This is a genomic window from Agromyces bracchium, assembly GCF_009709675.1.
GTDB classification, from domain to species: Bacteria; Actinomycetota; Actinomycetes; order Actinomycetales; family Microbacteriaceae; genus Agromyces; species Agromyces bracchium.
Genome location: NZ_WMLB01000010.1, coordinates 64,296 through 81,343, shown reverse-complemented (window position 1 = coordinate 81,343; position 17,048 = coordinate 64,296). Strand labels below are relative to the sequence as shown.

Annotated in this window: 18 protein-coding genes; 13 read left to right on the top strand and 5 right to left on the bottom strand. The window is 72.8% G+C overall.

Annotation, left to right across the window (positions count from 1 at the left end; translation table 11 throughout):
• Positions 1-2: 2 nt before the first annotated feature.
• From GJ743_RS03490 to GJ743_RS03460, 7 genes are all read left to right on the top strand, one after another.
• Positions 3-965 (top strand): MBL fold metallo-hydrolase, encoded by a 963-nt coding sequence (locus tag GJ743_RS03490; RefSeq protein WP_155050550.1) that lies wholly within the window; start codon positions 3-5, stop codon positions 963-965.
• Positions 962-2,059, top strand: a complete 1,098-nt coding sequence (locus tag GJ743_RS03485) for a Gfo/Idh/MocA family protein (protein WP_155050549.1) — start codon at positions 962-964, stop codon at positions 2,057-2,059. The genes GJ743_RS03490 and GJ743_RS03485 overlap by 4 nt, the downstream gene beginning before the upstream one ends.
• Positions 2,056-3,327, top strand: coding sequence for a CaiB/BaiF CoA transferase family protein (locus tag GJ743_RS03480; RefSeq protein WP_328288740.1), 1,272 nt, complete (start codon positions 2,056-2,058; stop codon positions 3,325-3,327). The genes GJ743_RS03485 and GJ743_RS03480 overlap by 4 nt, the downstream gene beginning before the upstream one ends.
• Complete coding sequence (locus GJ743_RS03475) at positions 3,327-4,484, top strand: type 2 periplasmic-binding domain-containing protein (protein WP_155050548.1); 1,158 nt, start codon at positions 3,327-3,329, stop codon at positions 4,482-4,484. Before GJ743_RS03480 ends, GJ743_RS03475 begins: the two co-directional genes overlap by 1 nt.
• Complete coding sequence (locus GJ743_RS03470) at positions 4,484-5,263, top strand: enoyl-CoA hydratase/isomerase family protein (protein WP_155050547.1); 780 nt, start codon at positions 4,484-4,486, stop codon at positions 5,261-5,263. The genes GJ743_RS03475 and GJ743_RS03470 overlap by 1 nt, the downstream gene beginning before the upstream one ends.
• A gap of 48 nt (positions 5,264-5,311) precedes the next feature.
• Positions 5,312-6,496 carry a fumarylacetoacetate hydrolase family protein gene (locus GJ743_RS03465; protein WP_155050546.1) on the top strand — a complete coding sequence of 395 codons (1,185 nt, stop codon included), beginning with the start codon at positions 5,312-5,314 and terminating at the stop codon, positions 6,494-6,496.
• A 65-nt stretch (positions 6,497-6,561) separates the two neighbouring features.
• Complete coding sequence (locus tag GJ743_RS03460) at positions 6,562-8,067, top strand: aldehyde dehydrogenase (NADP(+)) (RefSeq protein ID WP_155050545.1); 1,506 nt, start codon at positions 6,562-6,564, stop codon at positions 8,065-8,067.
• 59 nt (positions 8,068-8,126) lie between these two features.
• Here GJ743_RS03460 and GJ743_RS03455 read toward each other — a convergent pair whose 3' ends face one another.
• The 4 genes from GJ743_RS03455 to GJ743_RS03440 form a co-directional block, all read right to left on the bottom strand.
• Positions 8,127-9,071, bottom strand: coding sequence for a sugar kinase (locus tag GJ743_RS03455; protein ID WP_328288739.1), 945 nt, complete (start codon positions 9,069-9,071; stop codon positions 8,127-8,129).
• Between the two features lie 104 nt (positions 9,072-9,175).
• Positions 9,176-9,787, bottom strand: a complete 612-nt coding sequence (gene eda, locus GJ743_RS03450) for a bifunctional 4-hydroxy-2-oxoglutarate aldolase/2-dehydro-3-deoxy-phosphogluconate aldolase (protein WP_230386422.1) — start codon at positions 9,785-9,787, stop codon at positions 9,176-9,178.
• On the bottom strand, positions 9,784-10,542 hold the full coding sequence (locus GJ743_RS03445) for an SDR family oxidoreductase (protein ID WP_155050543.1): 759 nt from the start codon (positions 10,540-10,542) through the stop codon (positions 9,784-9,786). The genes eda and GJ743_RS03445 overlap by 4 nt, the downstream gene beginning before the upstream one ends.
• Positions 10,539-11,588: a zinc-dependent alcohol dehydrogenase gene (locus GJ743_RS03440; RefSeq protein ID WP_155050542.1), complete on the bottom strand. Its 1,050-nt coding sequence runs from the start codon at positions 11,586-11,588 to the stop codon at positions 10,539-10,541. Before GJ743_RS03440 ends, GJ743_RS03445 begins: the two co-directional genes overlap by 4 nt.
• Positions 11,589-11,736: 148 nt before the next feature.
• On the opposite strand from GJ743_RS03440, the gene GJ743_RS03435 reads away from it, so the two are divergent.
• Positions 11,737-12,708 (top strand): aldo/keto reductase, encoded by a 972-nt coding sequence (locus GJ743_RS03435; protein WP_155050541.1) that lies wholly within the window; start codon positions 11,737-11,739, stop codon positions 12,706-12,708.
• 4 nt (positions 12,709-12,712) lie between these two features.
• Here GJ743_RS03435 and GJ743_RS03430 read toward each other — a convergent pair whose 3' ends face one another.
• Complete coding sequence (locus tag GJ743_RS03430; RefSeq protein ID WP_155050540.1) at positions 12,713-13,429, bottom strand: FadR/GntR family transcriptional regulator; 717 nt, start codon at positions 13,427-13,429, stop codon at positions 12,713-12,715.
• Positions 13,430-13,494: 65 nt separating this feature from the next.
• Between GJ743_RS03430 and GJ743_RS03425 the strand changes: the two genes are divergently transcribed.
• The 5 genes from GJ743_RS03425 (at position 13,495) to GJ743_RS03405 (ending at position 16,923) form a co-directional block, all read left to right on the top strand.
• Complete coding sequence (locus tag GJ743_RS03425; RefSeq protein ID WP_155050539.1) at positions 13,495-14,358, top strand: amidohydrolase family protein; 864 nt, start codon at positions 13,495-13,497, stop codon at positions 14,356-14,358.
• Positions 14,355-15,209, top strand: a complete 855-nt coding sequence (locus GJ743_RS03420) for a fumarylacetoacetate hydrolase family protein (protein ID WP_155050538.1) — start codon at positions 14,355-14,357, stop codon at positions 15,207-15,209. Before GJ743_RS03425 ends, GJ743_RS03420 begins: the two co-directional genes overlap by 4 nt.
• The gene (locus GJ743_RS03415; protein WP_155050537.1) at positions 15,206-15,973 is read left to right on the top strand and encodes an SDR family NAD(P)-dependent oxidoreductase; all 768 of its coding nucleotides are present in this window, start codon (positions 15,206-15,208) and stop codon (positions 15,971-15,973) included. The genes GJ743_RS03420 and GJ743_RS03415 overlap by 4 nt, the downstream gene beginning before the upstream one ends.
• On the top strand, positions 15,970-16,359 hold the full coding sequence (locus GJ743_RS03410; protein ID WP_155050536.1) for an L-rhamnose mutarotase: 390 nt from the start codon (positions 15,970-15,972) through the stop codon (positions 16,357-16,359). The genes GJ743_RS03415 and GJ743_RS03410 overlap by 4 nt, the downstream gene beginning before the upstream one ends.
• A gap of 129 nt (positions 16,360-16,488) precedes the next feature.
• Positions 16,489-16,923, top strand: a complete 435-nt coding sequence (locus tag GJ743_RS03405; RefSeq protein WP_155050535.1) for a hypothetical protein — start codon at positions 16,489-16,491, stop codon at positions 16,921-16,923.
• Positions 16,924-17,048 lie beyond the last annotated feature (125 nt).

Genomic DNA, 17,048 nt, shown 5'->3' with positions numbered 1-17,048 from the left:
CGATGGAGATCAGGAAGGGCCTGCACCGGCTGCAGGCACCGCTCGGCGAGCGCTTCGTGGCGCTCTACCTGCTCGTGGGCGACGACGCCGCACTGCTCGTCGACACGGGAATCCGCGAGAGCATCACGGAGACGCTGCTGCCGTACCTCGACGAGGCGGGCATCCCGCGCGAGAAGCTGCGCTGGACGGTCAACACGCACTGCGACTTCGACCACACGGGCGGCAACGGCGCGCTGAAGGCCGCGATCCCGTCGGTCGAGATCGTCGCGCACGACCTCGACACCGACCTCGTCGAGGACATCCAGCGGCTGATCGACGTGCGGTACGGCGAGTTCCGGGAGACCGACGGGTTCGACGACCCGCCCGAGACGACCGCCTACCTCCGGAGCGTCTCGGACCTCGTCCCCGTCGACCGCCGGGTCTCGGGCGGTGAGGAGTTCGACCTCGGCGGCCGGTCCGTGCGCGTGCTGCACGTGCCGGGCCACAGCCCCGGCCACGTCGCGGTGCACGACCCTGCGAACCGCGCGCTGATGATCGGCGACGCGACCCTCGGCACGACCGTGCCCTACGCCGACGGCCGTGCGGCGTTCCCGCCGACGTACCGCGACGTCGATCCGTACGTCGCGAGCCTCTCGGCCTTCCGCGACCTCGACGCGGACCTCCTCCTCACCGCGCACTACCCGGTCTACGAGGGCCGGGGCGTGCGGGAGTTCCTCGACGAGAGCGAGGCGTACACTGAGCGCATCGACGAGGTGCTCTCCGACGTGCTGGATGCCGCCGACGGCCCGCGCACCACGCTCGAGCTGGTCCGCACGGCGGGCGCCGAGCTCGGCCCGTGGCCGGCCGACGCGCTCGACTACGCGGTGTTCCCGGTTACGGGCAACCTCGAGCGGCTCGCCGCGCGCGGGGTCGTGACCGAGCAGACGGATGCCGCGGGCCGCCGTCGCTGGAGCCTCGTCCGATGAGCGGGCGGGTGCGCCTCGGCGCCGTCGGCGCCGGCTGGTGGGCGACGAGCAACCATTTCCCGATCTTCGCCGGCCGCGACGACGTCGAGCTCGTCGGCGTGTGCGGTATCGGTCCCGAACTCGACGACGTCCGCGAGCAGTTCGGGTTCGGCATGGCCACGAACGACTACGACGAGCTCCTCGACCAGGGCCTCGACGCCGTCGTGATCACGACCCCGCACGACCTGCACCACCCGCAGGCGGTCGCCGCGATCGAGTGCGGCCTGCACGTGCTCGTCGAGAAGCCCGTGACGCTCACGGCCGAGCAGGGCTGGGACCTCGCCGACCGGGTGCGCGAGGCCGGGGTGCACTTCCTCGCGCCGTACGGCTGGAACTACAAGCCCTTCACGATCGAGGCGAAGCGCCTGGTCGAGGCCGGGCACCTCGGCGAGATCCAGCACGTGCTCTGCCACATGGCCTCACCGACGCGGGGGCTCTTCGCGGGCGACACCAACCACATCCGATCGTTGTGGGACTCCAAGACCAGCGGGCCCGACCCGCGCACCTGGCAGTCGCCGTCCCGCGGCGGCGGCTACGCGCACGGCCAGGTCACGCACTCGAGCGCCCTCCTGTTCTGGCTGAGCGAGCTGCGCGCGGCATCCGTCATGGCCAAGGTCTCGAACGGCGGCGCGGCCGTCGACCTGTTCGACGCCGCCGTGATCACCTTCGACGGCGGGGCGCTCGGCTCGCTCTCGGGCGCGGCCACGCTGCCCGACGGCAACCCGTACCAGGTCGACCTCCGCATCTTCGGCACCGAGGGCGTGCTGCTCCTCGACACCGAGCGCGAGCGCGTCTCGCTGCACCGCTACGACGGGCAGCAGTGGGACCTCGACATCGAGCCCGGGGCCGGCGCCTACGAGTGCATCGTCCCGCCCAACCGCTTCATCGACCTCATCACCGGCGCGAGCACCGAGAACAACTCGGACGCCGACGTTGCCGCGCGCTCCGTCGAGCTCATCGACGCGATGCTGCGGAGCGCCGCCGTCGGCGGCGCCGAGGTCTCCGTCCACCACCCGGCCGATGCCGGCGCCGACCAGAACGAGGAATCAGCGTGACCCAGACGCCTGCGACCCAGACCACCGAGTCCCGGAAGCCCGGAGTGCTCGCGGGCTACCGCGTGCTCGACTGCTCCATCGCCATGGCGGGGCCCTTCGCGGCCCAGCGTCTCGGCGACCTCGGCGCCGACGTCATCAAGGTCGAGCCGACGACGGGCGAGTGGCAGCGGCACGCCGCCGCGGGCGGCGCGGCGGGCAACGAGATCAACGTCTCGTTCCTCTCCCTGAATCGCAACAAGCGCTCGGTCGCGCTCGACCTCAAGGCCGCTGAGGGCAAGGCCGCGCTGCGCGAACTCGTCGCGGGCGCCGACGTGTTCCTGCAGAACTACCGACCGGGCGTCGCCGCGCGCCTCGGTGTCGACTACGAGTCGCTGCGCGCGATCAACCCGTCGATCGTCTACGTGTCGATCTCGGGCTACGGCGAAGACGGCCCGTACCGCGACCGCCCCGGCCAGGACCTGCTGCTGCAGGCCATGTCGGGCGCCATGTACTCGGCGGGCCGCGACGGCGACGAGCCCTCGCCCGCCGGACAGTACCTCGCCGACGCGATCACTGCGTCGACGGCCTTCGAGGGCGTGCTCGCCGCGCTGCTGCACCGCGAGCGCACCGGCGAGGGCCAGCTCGTCACCGTCAACATGCTCGACGCCCTCACGACCCTGCAGATGCAGGAGCTCTCCGTGTTCACGGTCGGCCGCAAGGCCCAGCAGCGCTCGGCCGAGCCTCACGCGCACGTCTACATCCGCGCGCCCTACGGCGTCTTCGAGACCAATGACGGCTACGTCGCGCTCGCCTTCGCCGACCTGCACGAGCTCGGGCGCCTCATCGAGGAGCCGTCGTTCGAGGGCTGGTCGAGCGAGGTCGAGGGCTGGACCCGCCGCGACGAGATCCACGCCAAGACCGCCGCGAAGCTCAAGCAGAACACCGCCGCGTACTGGATCGACCTGCTCGGCGGGGCCGGGATGTGGATCGGCCCCGTGAACGACTACGCCGGCCTCGTCGACGACCCGCAGATCGTGCACAACGGCACCTTCATCGAGTACGAGCACCCGACCGAGGGGCTCGTGAAGACCCCCGGCTTCCCGTACCGGTTCTCGGCGACGCCCCCTCGCGTCGACCGCGGCGCGCCGCGGGTCGGTGAGCACACGCGCGAGGTGCTGCGCGAGGCCGGCTTCGAGGATCCCGCGATCGACGCGCTGCTCGCCTCGGGCGCCGCCCGCGCGACCGAGGCGGCGGCGGCCGCGTCGGAGTCGCTCGCCGCGAGCGCCTGATGATCGGGGCGACCAGCTCGACGGCCCGCTACCGGGGTCTCACCTGGGACCACCCGCGCGGGCGGCTCGCCCTCGAGCGCGCGGCAGAGACGGCGACGGATGGCGCGGGCGCACCCCTCATCGAATGGGACGTGCACTCGCTCGAGGGCTTCGAGTCGGCACCCATCGAGGAGCTCGCGGAGCGGTACGACGTGATCGTGCTCGACCACCCGCACCTGGGCGACGCCCTCGCGGGCGACGCGATCCGGCCGCTCGACGAGGTGTTCCCGCTGTCGTTCGTCGACGAGGTCCGCGCGGGAGCGGTCGGCCCGAGCACGGCGTCGTACACGCTCGACGGCCGGCTCTGGGCGCTGCCGCTCGACGCCGCGACGCAGGTCGCGGTTCGCGTGCCCGAGCTCGTCGCGGCCCCGCCGCAGACGTGGGACGAGGTCGTGGAGCTCTCGAAGACCGCCCCGGTCGCGCTGAGCCTCGCGGGCCCGCATGCGTTCCTCTCGTTCGCCTCGATCTGCGTCGCGCTCGGCGCCGAGCCGGCCGTCGAACCGGGCGGCAGCCTCGTCGACCGCGTGGTCGGCGCGCAGGCGTTCGGCCTCATGGCCGAGCTCGCGGCGCGGGTGCCCGAGGGGTCCGCAGACCTCAACCCGATCGGCCTGCTCGAGCGGATGCGGCGCGATCGCGACGTCGCGTACATCCCGCTCGTGTACGGGTACGTGAACTACGCCTCGGCCGAGGGCGCGCTGTGCTTCGACGACGCCCCTGCGGCCGTCGCGGGCGGGCGCCGCGGTTCGACGATCGGCGGCACGGGCATCGCGATCTCGACGCGCTGCACGCCCGACGCCGCCCTCATCGCGCACCTCGCGGGGCTCCTAGCGCCCGACGCCCAGCGCACCTTCATCCCCGACAACGCCGGCCAGCCGGGCCTGCGGAGCGCCTGGGTCGACGACGCCGTCAACGCGGCATCCGGCGACTTCTACCGCGGCACGCTCGCCACCATCGAGGACGCCTGGGTGCGCCCGCGCGTGCCCGGGTACATCCCCTTCCAGTCCGAGGCCTCGGCCGTCCTGCGGCGGGCCCTGCTCGAGGGCGGTTCGGCCGAGGCCGCACTCGCCGAACTCGACCGCGCGTTCGACGCGCTCGCCCGCGAAAGGAGCGTGCTCTGATGGAGCCGTCCAGCCCGAACATCCGCCTCGAGGTCGACGGCCATGTCGCGATCGTCACGATCGACCGGCCCGCGAAGCTCAACTCGGTCACGCCTGAGATGTCCTACGCGCTCGTCGAGGTCGTCGAGTGGGCGGATGCCGCGGACGAGGTCCGTGCGATCGTCCTCACCGGCGCGGGGGAGCGGGCCTTCTGCGCCGGCTCCGACATCCGCACCCTGGACGGGTACGCGAACCCGTGGGAGTTCCGCAACCGCACCGACTACTGCGACGCGATCCGGGATGCGCGCAAGCCCGTCATCGCCGCGATCAACGGCTACGCGTTCGGCGGCGGACTCGAGACCTCGCTCATCTGCGACATCCGCCTCGCCTCGACCACCGCGAGCTTCGCGGCGCCCGAGATCAAGCTCGGCTGGATCGGCGGCGGCGGCATGTCGACGTTCCTCGCGCACTCGATCGGCCCGTCGAACGCGGCCGTGATGCTCATGACGGGCGACCCGATCGACGCCGAGACCGCGCTCCGGTGGGGACTCGTGAGCGACCTCGTCGAACCCGAGCGGCTGCTCGAGCGTGCGGTCGAGCTCGCGCGCGTCATCGCGTCGCGCCCGCCCATCGCGGCCGAGACCGCGAAGGCGAACCTGCGCGCGGCGTTCAACATGACCCAAGACGAGGCCATGCGCTACGAGCGCGACCTGCAGACCGTGACCTTCGCCACCGAGGATGCGCACGAGGGGCGGGCGGCCTTCGCCGAGAAGCGCGCGGGCGTCTTCCACCGGCGCTGAACGCGCACCAGACCGAACCGGACCGACGAGACAGGATCCACCGGAACCATGACGAGCACCACCACGACCTGGCCCGAGGCCCGCGGCATCCTGCCCGACGACGCCGAGACCGCGACCCTCGTCGGGCGCGCGTGGACAGCCGACGGCCCGAGCGTCGTCGCGCTCCGCCCGGAGGGTGTCGTGGACATCTCGCGCGCCTTCCCGACGATGCGCGCGCTCACCGAGCACGCCGACCCGATCGTCGCGCTCACCGCGGCCGACGGCCCCGTGCTCGGCAGCCTCGACGACCTCGTCGCGAACACGCCGCCCGAGACGCGCAACCCGTCGCGGCCGTGGCTGCTCTCGCCGATCGACCTGCACGTCGTGAAGGCAGCGGGCGTCACCTTCCCGGTGTCGATGCTCGAACGCGTCATCGAGGAGCGGGCGCGCGGCGACCAGGACGCCGCGGCCGCGATCCGCGCCGAGATCCTCGGGACGATCGGCGGTTCGCTCGACTCCCTGAAGCCGGGCTCGGAGGAGGCGGCCGCCCTCAAGGCGCTGCTCATCGAGCGCGGCTGGTGGAGCCAGTACCTCGAGGTCGGCATCGGCCCCGACGCAGAGGTGTTCACGAAGGCGCCTGTGCTCGCCACGGTCGGCCCGTGCGTCGACGTCGGCGTGCACCCCGCCTCGCAGTGGAACAACCCCGAGCCCGAGGTCGTGCTCGTCGTGAGCTCGACCGGTCGCATCGTCGGCGCGAGCCTCGGCAACGACGTGAACCTGCGCGACGTCGAGGGGCGCAGCGCGCTGCTGCTCGGCAAAGCGAAGGACAACAACGCATCGGCCTCGCTCGGGCCGTTCATCCGCCTCTTCGATGACGGCTACGGCATCGACGACCTGCGTGCGTCGGTCGTGCGCCTCTCGATCGACGGCGAGGAGGGCTATCGCCTCGACGGCACGAGCGAGCTCGCCCGCATCAGCCGCGACCCCGTCGACCTCGTCGGCCAGGTCGTCGGCGCGCACCACCAGTACCCCGACGGCTTCGTGCTCTACCTCGGCACGATGTTCGCGCCCGTCGACGATCGCGACGTGCCCGGCCGCGGCTTCACGCACAACGACGGCGACGTCGTGCGCATCGCCGAGCCGCGCCTCGGCGCGCTCGTGAACCGGGTGCGCTCGACGGATGCCGCTGAGCCCTGGACCTTCGGCATCGACGCCCTCTACCGATCGCTCACCGCGCGCGGCCTGCTCGGCTGACCCGCTGCGCCGGCGACACCCGGCCGTCCGCCCGCCCGCCCTCCCGAACCGACCCCGGAGACGAAATGCTCACCAGCACCGACCCCCGCACCGGCGAGAGCCGCCCGACCGGCATCGCCGCGTGCACGCCCGACGAGGCCGACGCCGTGATCCGGGCAGCGGATGCCGCGTTCGCCGCGGCATCCGCCCACGACCGCCTCTGGCGGGCCGGCCTGCTCGACGCGCTCGCCGACGCGCTCGACGCGAACCGCGACGAGCTCGCCGCGATCGCCGACCGGGAGACCGGACTCGGCCTGCCCCGCCTCACGGGCGAGGTCGGCCGTTCGAGCTTCCAGTTCCGGATGTTCGCCGAGGCCCTCCGCGACGGCGGGTACCTCGAGGCGACCATCGACCACGCCGGCGCGACCGCGCTCGGCCCGCAGCCCGAGATCCGGCGAATGCTCGTTCCGCTCGGCGTCGTCGCGGTGTTCGGCTCGAGCAACTTCCCGTTCGCGTTCTCGGTCGCGGGCGGCGACACGTCGTCGGCGCTCGCTGCGGGCAACGCCGTCGTGCTGAAGGCGCACTCGTCGCACCTCGAGACCTCGCGCGCCACGCACGCCGTGCTGCGCGACGCTGCCGCGGCGTACGGCGCGCCGACGGGCCTCATCGGCATCGTCTACGGCACCGAGGCCGGCCGGGTGCTCGTCTCGCACCCGCTCGTGCAGGCGGTCGGCTTCACCGGTTCGCTCGGCGGCGGGCGCGCGCTCATGGAGATCATCGACGAGCGCCCGCGCCCGATCCCGTTCTACGGCGAGCTGTCGAGCCTCAACCCGCTCATCATCACGCCCGCCGCGGCCGCGACGCGCGGCGAGGCGATCGCCGACGGCCTCTACGGCTCGTTCACGCTCGGCAGCGGCCAGTTCTGCACCAAGCCCGGCGTGGCCTTCGTGCCCGCGGGCGAGGCGGGCGACGCGCTCGTCGCGCGCATCGCGGCGAAGGCGGCGGATGCCGCGGCCTCCGTGCTCCTCAACGAGCGCATCGCGACCTCGTTCGACGAGATCCTCGACCGCGTCGTCGCGGACGGTGCGGTCGAGGTGCTCGCGCAGGGCGTCGTCGACGCCGGTGCCGGATTCGCGGCGGCGCCGACCGTGCTCGCGACGACCGCGGCCGCGCTCACCCCGGAGGCCACCGAAGAGGTGTTCGGCCCGCTCATCGTCATCGCCCGCTACGACGACGACGGCGAGGTCGTGCGGGCGCTCGACGCCGTGCCCGATTCGCTGACCGCGACCGTGCACAGCGAGGCATCCGACACCGACGCGGTCGCCGCGCTCGTGCGCGAGCTCTCGCCGCGGGTCGGGCGGCTCGTGTTCGACGGCTACCCGACGGGGGTGCGCGTCTCGTGGGCGCAGCACCATGGCGGACCGTGGCCCGCGACGAACTCGCAGCACACCTCGGTCGGCGTGAGCGCCATCCGCCGGTTCCTGCGCCCCCTCGCCTGGCAGGACGCGCCCGTGTCGCTGCTGCCGGCCGAGCTCCGCGACGACTACACGGGCATCCCGCGTCGGGTCGACGGCGTGCTGCAGCTGGGCTGACTCACGTCGAAGAGCGGGCGGCGCGTGCCGTCCGCCCTTCGGCGCTCAAGAGACGTGGCTCAGCGCGAGACCGGGTCGTCGCCGAGCCGCCGCTCCAGCTCGCGACGGGTCGGGAAGCCCTCCCAGTCGCCCGGATGGGTGCAGGCCGCAGCACCGGTGCGCACCGCGAGGTCGAGCCGCGCATCGTCGTCCTCGCCCGCGAGCCGCGCCGCGAGGTAGCCCGCGACGAACGCGTCGCCCGCTCCGACGGTGTCGACGACCGTGACCGGCACGGCCGCGCGTTCGTGCACCTCGCCGTCGACGAGCGCGATCGCACCCGCCTCGCCGAGCTTCACGACGACCTCGACGGGTCCGAGCTCGGCGATCGCGCGCGCGAGGTCGGCGGGGGAGGCATCCGTGCCGGCCCGCCCGGTGACGAGCTCGGCTTCGTCGACGCCCGCGAACACGAGGTCGGCCCGCGCCGCGATCGAGCGGTACGCAGCGGATGCCGCGGCGGGGTCCCCCCAGAGCGTGCTGCGATGGTTCACGTCGAACGAGACCGGCACGCCCGCCGCCCGGGCGAGGTCGACGACCGCGTCGATCGCCTCGTGCGTGGTCGCGGAGAGCGCGGGCGTGATCCCGGTCACGTGCAGCAGGTCGAAGTCGCCGACGTCGACGAGGTCGAGGTCGGCGGGGGAGAGCCGGCTGCCGGCGCTGCCGGCGCGGTGGTAGGTCACGGCGGTTCGCCCGGGAGCGGGTGTCTCCTTGATGAGGAGGCCCGTTGCCGCGGCATCCGTCGGCGCGATCACGGTGACGCCTTCGGCGCGCAGCTCGCGCACGACACGCGTGCCGAGCCCGTCGTCGCCGACGCGGCCGAGCCAGGTCACCGGCGCGCCGAGGCGCGCGAGGCCGATCGCGACGTTGCCCTCGGCGCCGCCCGTTCCGACGACGAGGTCGGACTCGTGCGCGAGCGTGCCCAGCCCCCGCGTGCGGAGCACCCCGAGGCCCTCGCCGAGGGTCAGCACGCCGCCCGAGTGTCGCGTGCCGGCCGGCGCTGCCGCATCGGCGACGCCAGCAGCCTCGCTTGCTCCCGCGGCGGCGTGCCGTCCGCCAGCTCCACCCGCCGTGCTCACGGCGCCACCGCCGCGACGGCCTCGCGGCTCAGGCGCTCGATCGCGTCGACGTCGCCCGACGCGATAAGCTCGCGGGTCGCCATCCAGCTGCCGCTCACCGCGAACACGTTCGGATCGGCGAGGTAATCGGCCGCGTTGGCGGCGCTCACCCCGCCGCTCGGCAGGAACCGCACGTCGGGGAACGGGCCGGCGAGCGCGCGGATCAGGCCCAGCCCGCCGAGCGGGCCGGCGGGGAAGAGCTTCAGCCGGTCGAGCCCGAGGCGCACCGCGCGCTGCACCTCGGTCGCCGTCGCGACACCGGGCACGATGTCGACGTCGTGGGCGAGTGCGCGGTCGACGACGTCCTCCGCGAGGCCGGGGCTCACGACGAACCGGGCGCCGGCGTCGACCACGCGGTCGACGTCTTCCGGCGTGAGCACCGTGCCCGCGCCGACGGTGAAGTCGGGCAGGTCGCGAAGCGCGGCGATCGCGTCGACGCCCGCCGCGGTGCGCAGCGTGATCTCGGCGCAGCGGATGCCGCCGCGCCGCAGGGCCTCGGCGACCGGGACCGCCCGGTCGGCATCGTCGAGGACGATCACCGGGACGAACCGCTCGCCGTCGAGGATCATCGGCCGAGCCATCCGCCGTCGACGGGGAGGATGACGCCCGACACGTAGTCGGCCGCGGGCGACGCGAGGAAGACCGTCGCGCCGGCGATGTCGTCGGCGCGGCCCCAGCGCCCGGCGGGGATCCGGTCGAGGATGGCCTTCGACCGGTCGGGGTCGTCGCGCAGGGCCTGCGTGTTGTCGGTCGCGATGTAGCCCGGGGCGACGCCGTTGACGGTGACGCCCCTCGCGGTCCACTCGTTCGCGAGGGCCTTGATGAGCCCGGCGATGCCGGACTTCGCGGCCGCGTACCCGGGCACGTTGATGCCGCCCTGGAAGCTCAGCAGGCTCGCCGTGAAGATCACCTTGCCGTGGCCGCGCTCGAGCATGCCCTGCGCGACGGCCTGCGTGAGCACGAACTGGCTCGACAGGTTCACCTCGACCACGCGGTCCCACAGTTCGAGCGGATGCTCCGCCGCGGGCGCCCGCTCGATCGTGCCCGCGTTGTTCACGAGGATGTCGATGCGGCGCCCGCGGAGCGACTCGGCGAAGGCGAGGACCGCGTCGCGGTCGGCGAAGTCGACCGCGTGCGCCTCGAAGCTCCGGCCCTGCGCCGCGACGGCGGCCGCGACCGCGCTGCCCTCGGGCTCGAGGGTCGCGCTCACGCCGATGACGTCGGCGCCGGCGGCGGCGAGCGCCTCGGCCATCGCGAAGCCGATGCCGCGCTTGGCACCCGTGACGAGCGCCGTGGTGCCGGTGAGGTCGAAGCTGATGCTCATGCCACGGCCTCCTCGCCGTTCGCGGGCTGGCCGGCCTGCACGTCGACGAGCACCTTCATGGCGCGGCCGCCCTCGAGGTCGTCGAACGCGGCGCGCGTCTCGGCGAGCGGCACGACCTTCGTGATGAGCAGGTCGCTCGGGATGGTGCCGTCGGCGACGAGCTCGACGGCCTTCTCGAAGTCGGTGCGCTGGTAGACGCGGGCGCCGAGGATGCGGAGCTCGCGCCAGAACACGCGCTGCAGGTCGATCTCCCGCGGCGTCGGGTGGATGGCGACGACGACGAGCGTGCCGCGCACCTTCGCGAGCGAGGTGGCGCCGAGCACGGCGGCTGCCGCGCCGGAGACCTCGAACACGACGTCGGCTCCGGCGCCGCCCGTCCACTCCTCGACCCAGGCGACCTGGTCGACCTCGCGCGGGTCGAGCGTTGCGAAGCCGAGACCGGCGATCTGCGCGCGGCGGTTCGCGTCGAGCTCGATCACGGCGACCTCGGCGCCGAAGGCGCGCGCGACGGTCGCGATGAGCACGCCGATGGGGCCGCCGCCGATCACGACGGCCTTCTCGCCGGGCGCGATCTCGGAGCGGCGCACGTCGTGCACGGCGACGGCCACGGGCTCGACGAGCGCTGCGGCGTCGAGGGCGGTGCCCTCGCGGAGCGCGACGAGCACCTCGGCGGGGACGTTCCAGTACGCCTGCAGCGCGCCGGGCGAGTCGATGCCGATGAAGTCGAGGTTCTGGCAGATGTGCTCGTTGCCCGCGAGGCACGCGGGGCACGTGCCGTCCCACGCGAGCGGCATGACGGTCACGGCGTCGCCGACGCTCCAGCCCGAGACGCCGTCGCCCAGCGCGGCGATCTCGCCGCTCATCTCGTGGCCGAAGACCAGCGGGGTCTGCACGCGGGCGTCCATGCTGCCGTGCAGGATGTGCAGGTCGGTGCCGCAGAGGCCGACGTAGGCGACGCGGATCTGCACCTGTCCGGGTGCCGGGAGGCGCGGCTCCGCCTCCGAGACGGTGATGGTCGATTCGCCCGTGTACGCGGCGGTCAGCATTGATCCTCCAAGCGGATGTCCGTGGTTCGACGCGCCGAATTGAGAAGACCTTTGCGCCGTGCTGCCGTCCATTCTGACAGAGAAATGGAATCTCGGCATCAAATCATCTAACCTTTACGGAGTCTTGTCGTCCCATGGAGGTTCCTCGATGTTGAGTCGCACCCTGCGGTCCGGCGCTGCCCTCACCGAACTCGGATTCGGCGCCGCGCAGCTCGGGAACCTGTACCGCCCGACGACCGACGATGAGGCGCGCGCGGCCGTCGACGCGGCGTGGGCGAGCGGCATCCGCTACTTCGACACGGCGCCGCACTACGGCCTCGGGCTCTCCGAGCGGCGCCTCGGCGAGGCGCTCCGCGAGCGCCCGCGCGACGAGTTTGTGCTCTCCACGAAAGTCGGACGACTCCTCGTGCCGAGCGGGTATCCCGAGGGCACGATGGACGACGGCGGCTTCGCCGTGCCGGCGACCCTCCGTCGCGAGTGGGACTTCAGCCGCGACGGCGTGCGGCGCTCGGTCGAGGAGAGCCTCGAGCGCCTCGGCCTCGACCGCATCGACATCGCCTACCTGCACGACCCCGACCACCACGGCGAGCAGGCGCACGCCGAGGCGATTCCGGCGCTCATCGAGCTCCGCGAGGAGGGCGTCGTCGGCGCCGTCGGCGCCGGCATGAACCAGTCGGCCATGCCCGCCGAGTTCGTCGCCCGCCACGACGTCGACGTGATCATGCTGGCCGGGCGCTACACGCTCCTCGAGCAGGGCGCGCTCGACGACCTGATGCCGCTCGCCGCCGAGCGCGGCGTCGGCATCGTCGCCGCGGCCGTCTACAACTCGGGCCTGCTCTCCAGGGCCCGCCCGGCCGCCGACGCCACGTACGACTACGGCCCCGCCACGGCCGAGGTGATCGCGCGCGCGAACGGCATCGCCGACGTGTGCGAGGAGTTCGGCCTGACGCTGCCCGAGGCCGCCGTGGCGTTCCCGCTGCGGCATCCGGCCGTCGTCTCGGTCGTGGTCGGCATGCGCACGGCCGACCAGGTCGTCGGCACCGTCGATCGCTACGGCGCCGAGATCCCCGAGGGGTTCTGGCAGGCGCTCTCCGACCGAGGACTCGTGCGCGATGCCTGAGACGTCAGACCCCGTCGACGGGCTGCTCGTCGACGTGCCGCTCCGTGTAGTCCTCGACGCCGAGCACGTGCACGCTCATGCGGATGCGCGCGCGGTCGGGGTCGTGCGCCTCGAGCGCATCGAGGATGGCGCGGTGCTCTCGCTGGGTGTCGTGCACCGCCCCGTGCTGGTGGATGGCGCGCCAGAGCCGGGCGCGCGCCGTGCGGCCAACGAGCGCGTCGATGAGCGCCGCGAAGGCGGGGTTTCCGCTCGCGTTCGCGATGAGGCGGTGGAACTCGGTGTCGACGTCGATCGTCCCCTCGAGGTCGATGTCGTCGCCGGCCGCGAGGATCGCCTCGCCGCGGTCCAGGATGCGACGCGCCTCTGCGAGTTCGTCGTCGGAGATGCGGAGCGCCGCGTGCGCGGCGGCCTCGGGCTCGAGCACGCGTCGCACGCCGAGCAGGTGCACGCTGTTCTCGGGGCTCTGGAGCTCGGCGAGCATGCCGAGCGGTTCGAGGAGCTGACCCGGCTCGAGCGAGGTCACGTACGTGCCGTCGCCCTGGCGGGTCTCGAGCACCCCGAGCACGACGAGCGCGCGGACGCCCTCGCGGAGCGGCCCGCGCGAGACGCCGAGCCGCGCCCCGAGCTCGCGCTCGACCGGCAGTCGCGAGCCCGCGACGAGCTCGCCGCTGGTGATCATCTGGCGGATTCCGTCGATGACGACGTTCGAACGCGATCCCATGCGCACAGCATAGGTGCTCTGCGCGAAGTCATCAGACCTTTCAGCACCAACCGCGAGGAGGCGGCATGAGCGGCATCATCGACACCCACCAGCACGTCTGGGACCTCGAACGGGCGACGTACTCGTGGCTCACCCCGGAGGCCGGCGAGCTGTACCGGTCCATCGGCATGGACGAGGTGCTCCCGTCGCTCGCCGCGACCGGCGTGACCGGAACCGTGCTCGTGCAGTCGGCCGACAACGACGAGGACACGGACCTCATGTTCGAGGTCGCGGCGAGCGAACCCGTCGTCGTCGGCATCGTCGGGTACGTGCCCCTGCACGAGCCGGAGCGCGCGGCCGAGCGGCTCGAGGAGCTGCGCCGGCGTCCTCTGTTCCGCGGCATCCGCAACCTCATCCACGACCGGCCAGATCCGCGCTGGCTGCTGCGCGACGACGTCGACGCCGGCCTCGGCGTGCTCGAGGCCGCGGGCGTGCCGTTCGACGTCGTCGGCGTGCTGCCCGAGCACCTCGAGGCGGTGCTGCAGGTCTCGGAGAAGCACCCGGACCTCGACCTCGTGCTCGACCACCTGAACAAGCCGCCGATCGGCGCGGCCGACCACGAGCCGTGGGCCTCGCTCATCGCGGAGGTCGCCGCGAACCCCCGCGTGCACGCGAAGGTCTCCGGGCTCTACTCGGCCGTCGGCGACCCCGGCGACTGGACCGTCGAGACCGTCCGGCCGGTGTTCGACCACGCGCTCGACGTGTTCGGCCCCGAGAGGCTCATGTACGGCGGCGACTGGCCGGTCTCGCTCATCGCGGGCGGCTACGAGCGAGTGTTCGCCGGCATCGCGGCGCTCGTCGGCGGACTCGACGCGCACGACCGCGACCTCATCCTCTCCGGCACCGCACGCCGGTTCTACTCGCTCCCCGACACGGAAGGCACACGATGACCGACAGCTTCACCCTCGCCCGCCTGGGCGTCCCCGGCCAGGAGGTGCCCGTCGTGCGCGTCGGCGACCGCGTGCTCGACGCCCGCGGCGTCACGGCCGACTACGACGGCGCGTTCTTCGCCGCCGACGGCGTCGCGCGCATCCGCGCGGCGATCGACACGCTGCCGGAGTTCGACGGCGACGGCTCGCGCGTCGGCGCCCCAATCGCCCGCCCCGGCAAGATCGTGTGCATCGGCCTGAACTACCGCGACCACGCCGAGGAGACCGGCGCGGCGCTGCCCGCCGAGCCCGTGATCTTCATGAAGGACCCGTACACGATCGTCGGCCCGAACGACGACGTGCTGATCCCGAGGAACTCGACGAAGACCGACTGGGAGGTCGAGCTCGGCGTCGTGATCGGGTCGACGGCCCGCTACCTCGACTCGCCCGACGACGCGCTCGCCCATGTCGCCGGCTACGCCGTCTCGCACGACGTCTCGGAGCGGGAGTTCCAGCTCGAGCGCGGTGGCCAGTGGGACAAGGGCAAGAGCTGCGAGACGTTCAACCCGTTCGGCCCCGACCTCGTGCCCGCCGAGCAGGTCGCCGATCCGCAGCAGCTGGGCCTGCGCCTCTGGGTGAACGGCGAGCTCCGCCAGGACGGCTCGACCGCGAACATGCTCTTCTCCGTCGCGCACGTCATCTGGTACCTCAGCCAGTTCATGGTGCTGCAGCCGGGCGATGTCATCAACACGGGCACCCCCGCGGGCGTCGCACTGGGCCTGCCCGGCACGCCGTACCTCCGCGACGGCGACTCCGTCGAGCTCGAGATCGACGGCCTCGGCCGCGCCGGCCAGAAGCTGGTGCAGGCATGACCGCCCCGGAGTTCGACGGCCTCGTCGCCGTCGTCACCGGCGGCGCGTCGGGCATCGGCCTCGCCGCGGCGCAGGAGCTCGCGGCGCGCGGTGCGCGCGTCGCTATCCTCGACCGCAGCGTCGAGGGCCTGCCCGAGCCGCTCGTCGGGTTCACCGCGGATGTGACCGACCGCGCCTCGATCGCGGAGGCGGTCGCGGCGATCGCCGAGCGGCTCGGCGGCATCGACGTGGTCGTGAACAATGCGGGCATCAGCGCGGTCGGCACCGTCGAGGACAACGACGACGCCGAATGGGCGCGAGTGCTCGACGTCAACGTCACCGGGATGGCCCGCGTCACCGCGGCTGCGCTGCCGTGGTTGCGGCGCTCGGAGGCGGCATCCGTCGTCAACCTCTGCTCGATCGCGGCGCTCAACGGCCTGCCGCAGCGCGCGCTCTACTCGGCGTCGAAGGGCGCCGTGCTCGGGCTCACCTACGCGATGGCGACCGACCACGTCGGCGACGGCATCCGCGTGAACTGCGTGAGCCCCGGTACCGTGTCGACCCCGTTCGTCGAGCGGATGCTCCAGGGCTTCGCTGACCCGGTCGCCGAACGCGCAGCACTCGACGCCCGTCAGGCGACCGGCCGCATGGTCACGCCCGAGGAGGTCGCCGGAGCGATCGCCTACCTCGCGAGCCCGCGCTCAGGCTCCACCACGGGCACGGCGCTCGAGGTCGACGGCGGCGTCACGCACGTCCGCGCGCGCGCGGCCGGAGCCCGGGCATGAGCGGCGAGCAGGGCGCCGGCGCGGCACCCACCGGCCCGACCCGTGACACCGGCGTCACCCGAGTACGCCGCATCGCCTCGGTGATCGGCCTGCCGGCCGAGCACCGCGAGGAGTACGAGCGCCTGCACGCCGACGTCTGGCCGAAGGTGCTCGAGCGGCTCACGCTCAGCAACATCCGCAACTACTCGATCTACCGGCACGGCGACGTGCTCTTCGCGTACATGGAGTACGTCGGCGACGACCTCGAGGCCGACATGGCGGCGATCGCCGCCGACCCGACCACCCGGGAGTGGTGGTCGGTGTGCGAGCCGCTGCAGCGCCCGTTCGCCGAGCGCGCGGAGGGCGAGTGGTGGATGGAGCTGCCGGAGATCTTCCACCTGGACTGAGCGCGTGAGCGCGCCGGTCTGCTTCCGGTCCGCCGATCCGGCGCCGTAGGCCGACGTGGCGGTGAGACTGTGGGATGCTGACGACTGCGGCCGTGCTCCGTGCCCGAGAACCGGCCATGGAGGTTGAGCATGTCGACCGATTCGCCACACGGGGCAGTTCCCCACGTGCTTCGTGAATCAGAGCCATCGCGCGACACGGACTCGATCGCGAGGCGGATCTCCCGGCTCGAATTCGGCACCAGACGCTGCGTCTACGTCAGCGCCGGATTCGGAGGCATCGTCCTTCTCCTCGGGTCAGGCGAGATCCTCGGCGGACTCGACGTCCTCGTTGCGGCCATCGTCACCTTGGTCGTCCTGGGCGTGTTCTGCATCGCGATGGCCTATGTGGCCTTCCTGCGGGAGTCGTCACGGCTTTCGGCGAAGCTCATCGAGGGCCGCGACGAGACGGAGCCTGCAGGCCAGTACGACCCGCGACCGCACCACTGGTACGTCGCGGGATCGCTTGCGCTCATGCTGAACGGTGCGGCCCTGGTGGTCGGCGTCTGGGTCGCGGCCTTCGCATGAGGCGATCCGGCGCTATGGATGGCAGAGGATGTGGCACACGCCGGACGCGCAACTCTGCGGCACAGCGGTGACGACGATGACGAGCATCGTCGCGCCGCCGATACGGACCCAGTTCTTCAGCCTGG

Excerpts from the sequence above, each read along its gene's own strand:
- eda (WP_230386422.1), bottom strand. The coding sequence starts at position 9,787 with ATGATCCTCGACGGCGAGCGGTTCGTCCCGGTGATCGTCCTCGACGAT.
- GJ743_RS03470 (WP_155050547.1), top strand. The coding sequence starts at position 4,484 with ATGGAGCCGTCCAGCCCGAACATCCGCCTCGAGGTCGACGGCCATGTC.
- GJ743_RS03440 (WP_155050542.1), bottom strand. The coding sequence starts at position 11,588 with ATGCTGACCGCCGCGTACACGGGCGAATCGACCATCACCGTCTCGGAG.
- GJ743_RS03410 (WP_155050536.1), top strand. The coding sequence starts at position 15,970 with ATGAGCGGCGAGCAGGGCGCCGGCGCGGCACCCACCGGCCCGACCCGT.
- GJ743_RS03485 (WP_155050549.1), top strand. The coding sequence starts at position 962 with ATGAGCGGGCGGGTGCGCCTCGGCGCCGTCGGCGCCGGCTGGTGGGCG.
- GJ743_RS03420 (WP_155050538.1), top strand. The coding sequence starts at position 14,355 with ATGACCGACAGCTTCACCCTCGCCCGCCTGGGCGTCCCCGGCCAGGAG.
- GJ743_RS03445 (WP_155050543.1), bottom strand. The coding sequence starts at position 10,542 with ATGAGCATCAGCTTCGACCTCACCGGCACCACGGCGCTCGTCACGGGT.
- GJ743_RS03490 (WP_155050550.1), top strand. The coding sequence starts at position 3 with ATGGAGATCAGGAAGGGCCTGCACCGGCTGCAGGCACCGCTCGGCGAG.
- GJ743_RS03465 (WP_155050546.1), top strand. The coding sequence starts at position 5,312 with ATGACGAGCACCACCACGACCTGGCCCGAGGCCCGCGGCATCCTGCCC.
- GJ743_RS03415 (WP_155050537.1), top strand. The coding sequence starts at position 15,206 with ATGACCGCCCCGGAGTTCGACGGCCTCGTCGCCGTCGTCACCGGCGGC.
- GJ743_RS03435 (WP_155050541.1), top strand. The coding sequence starts at position 11,737 with ATGTTGAGTCGCACCCTGCGGTCCGGCGCTGCCCTCACCGAACTCGGA.
- GJ743_RS03425 (WP_155050539.1), top strand. The coding sequence starts at position 13,495 with ATGAGCGGCATCATCGACACCCACCAGCACGTCTGGGACCTCGAACGG.
- GJ743_RS03405 (WP_155050535.1), top strand. The coding sequence starts at position 16,489 with ATGTCGACCGATTCGCCACACGGGGCAGTTCCCCACGTGCTTCGTGAA.
- GJ743_RS03475 (WP_155050548.1), top strand. The coding sequence starts at position 3,327 with ATGATCGGGGCGACCAGCTCGACGGCCCGCTACCGGGGTCTCACCTGG.
- GJ743_RS03430 (WP_155050540.1), bottom strand. The coding sequence starts at position 13,429 with ATGGGATCGCGTTCGAACGTCGTCATCGACGGAATCCGCCAGATGATC.
- GJ743_RS03460 (WP_155050545.1), top strand. The coding sequence starts at position 6,562 with ATGCTCACCAGCACCGACCCCCGCACCGGCGAGAGCCGCCCGACCGGC.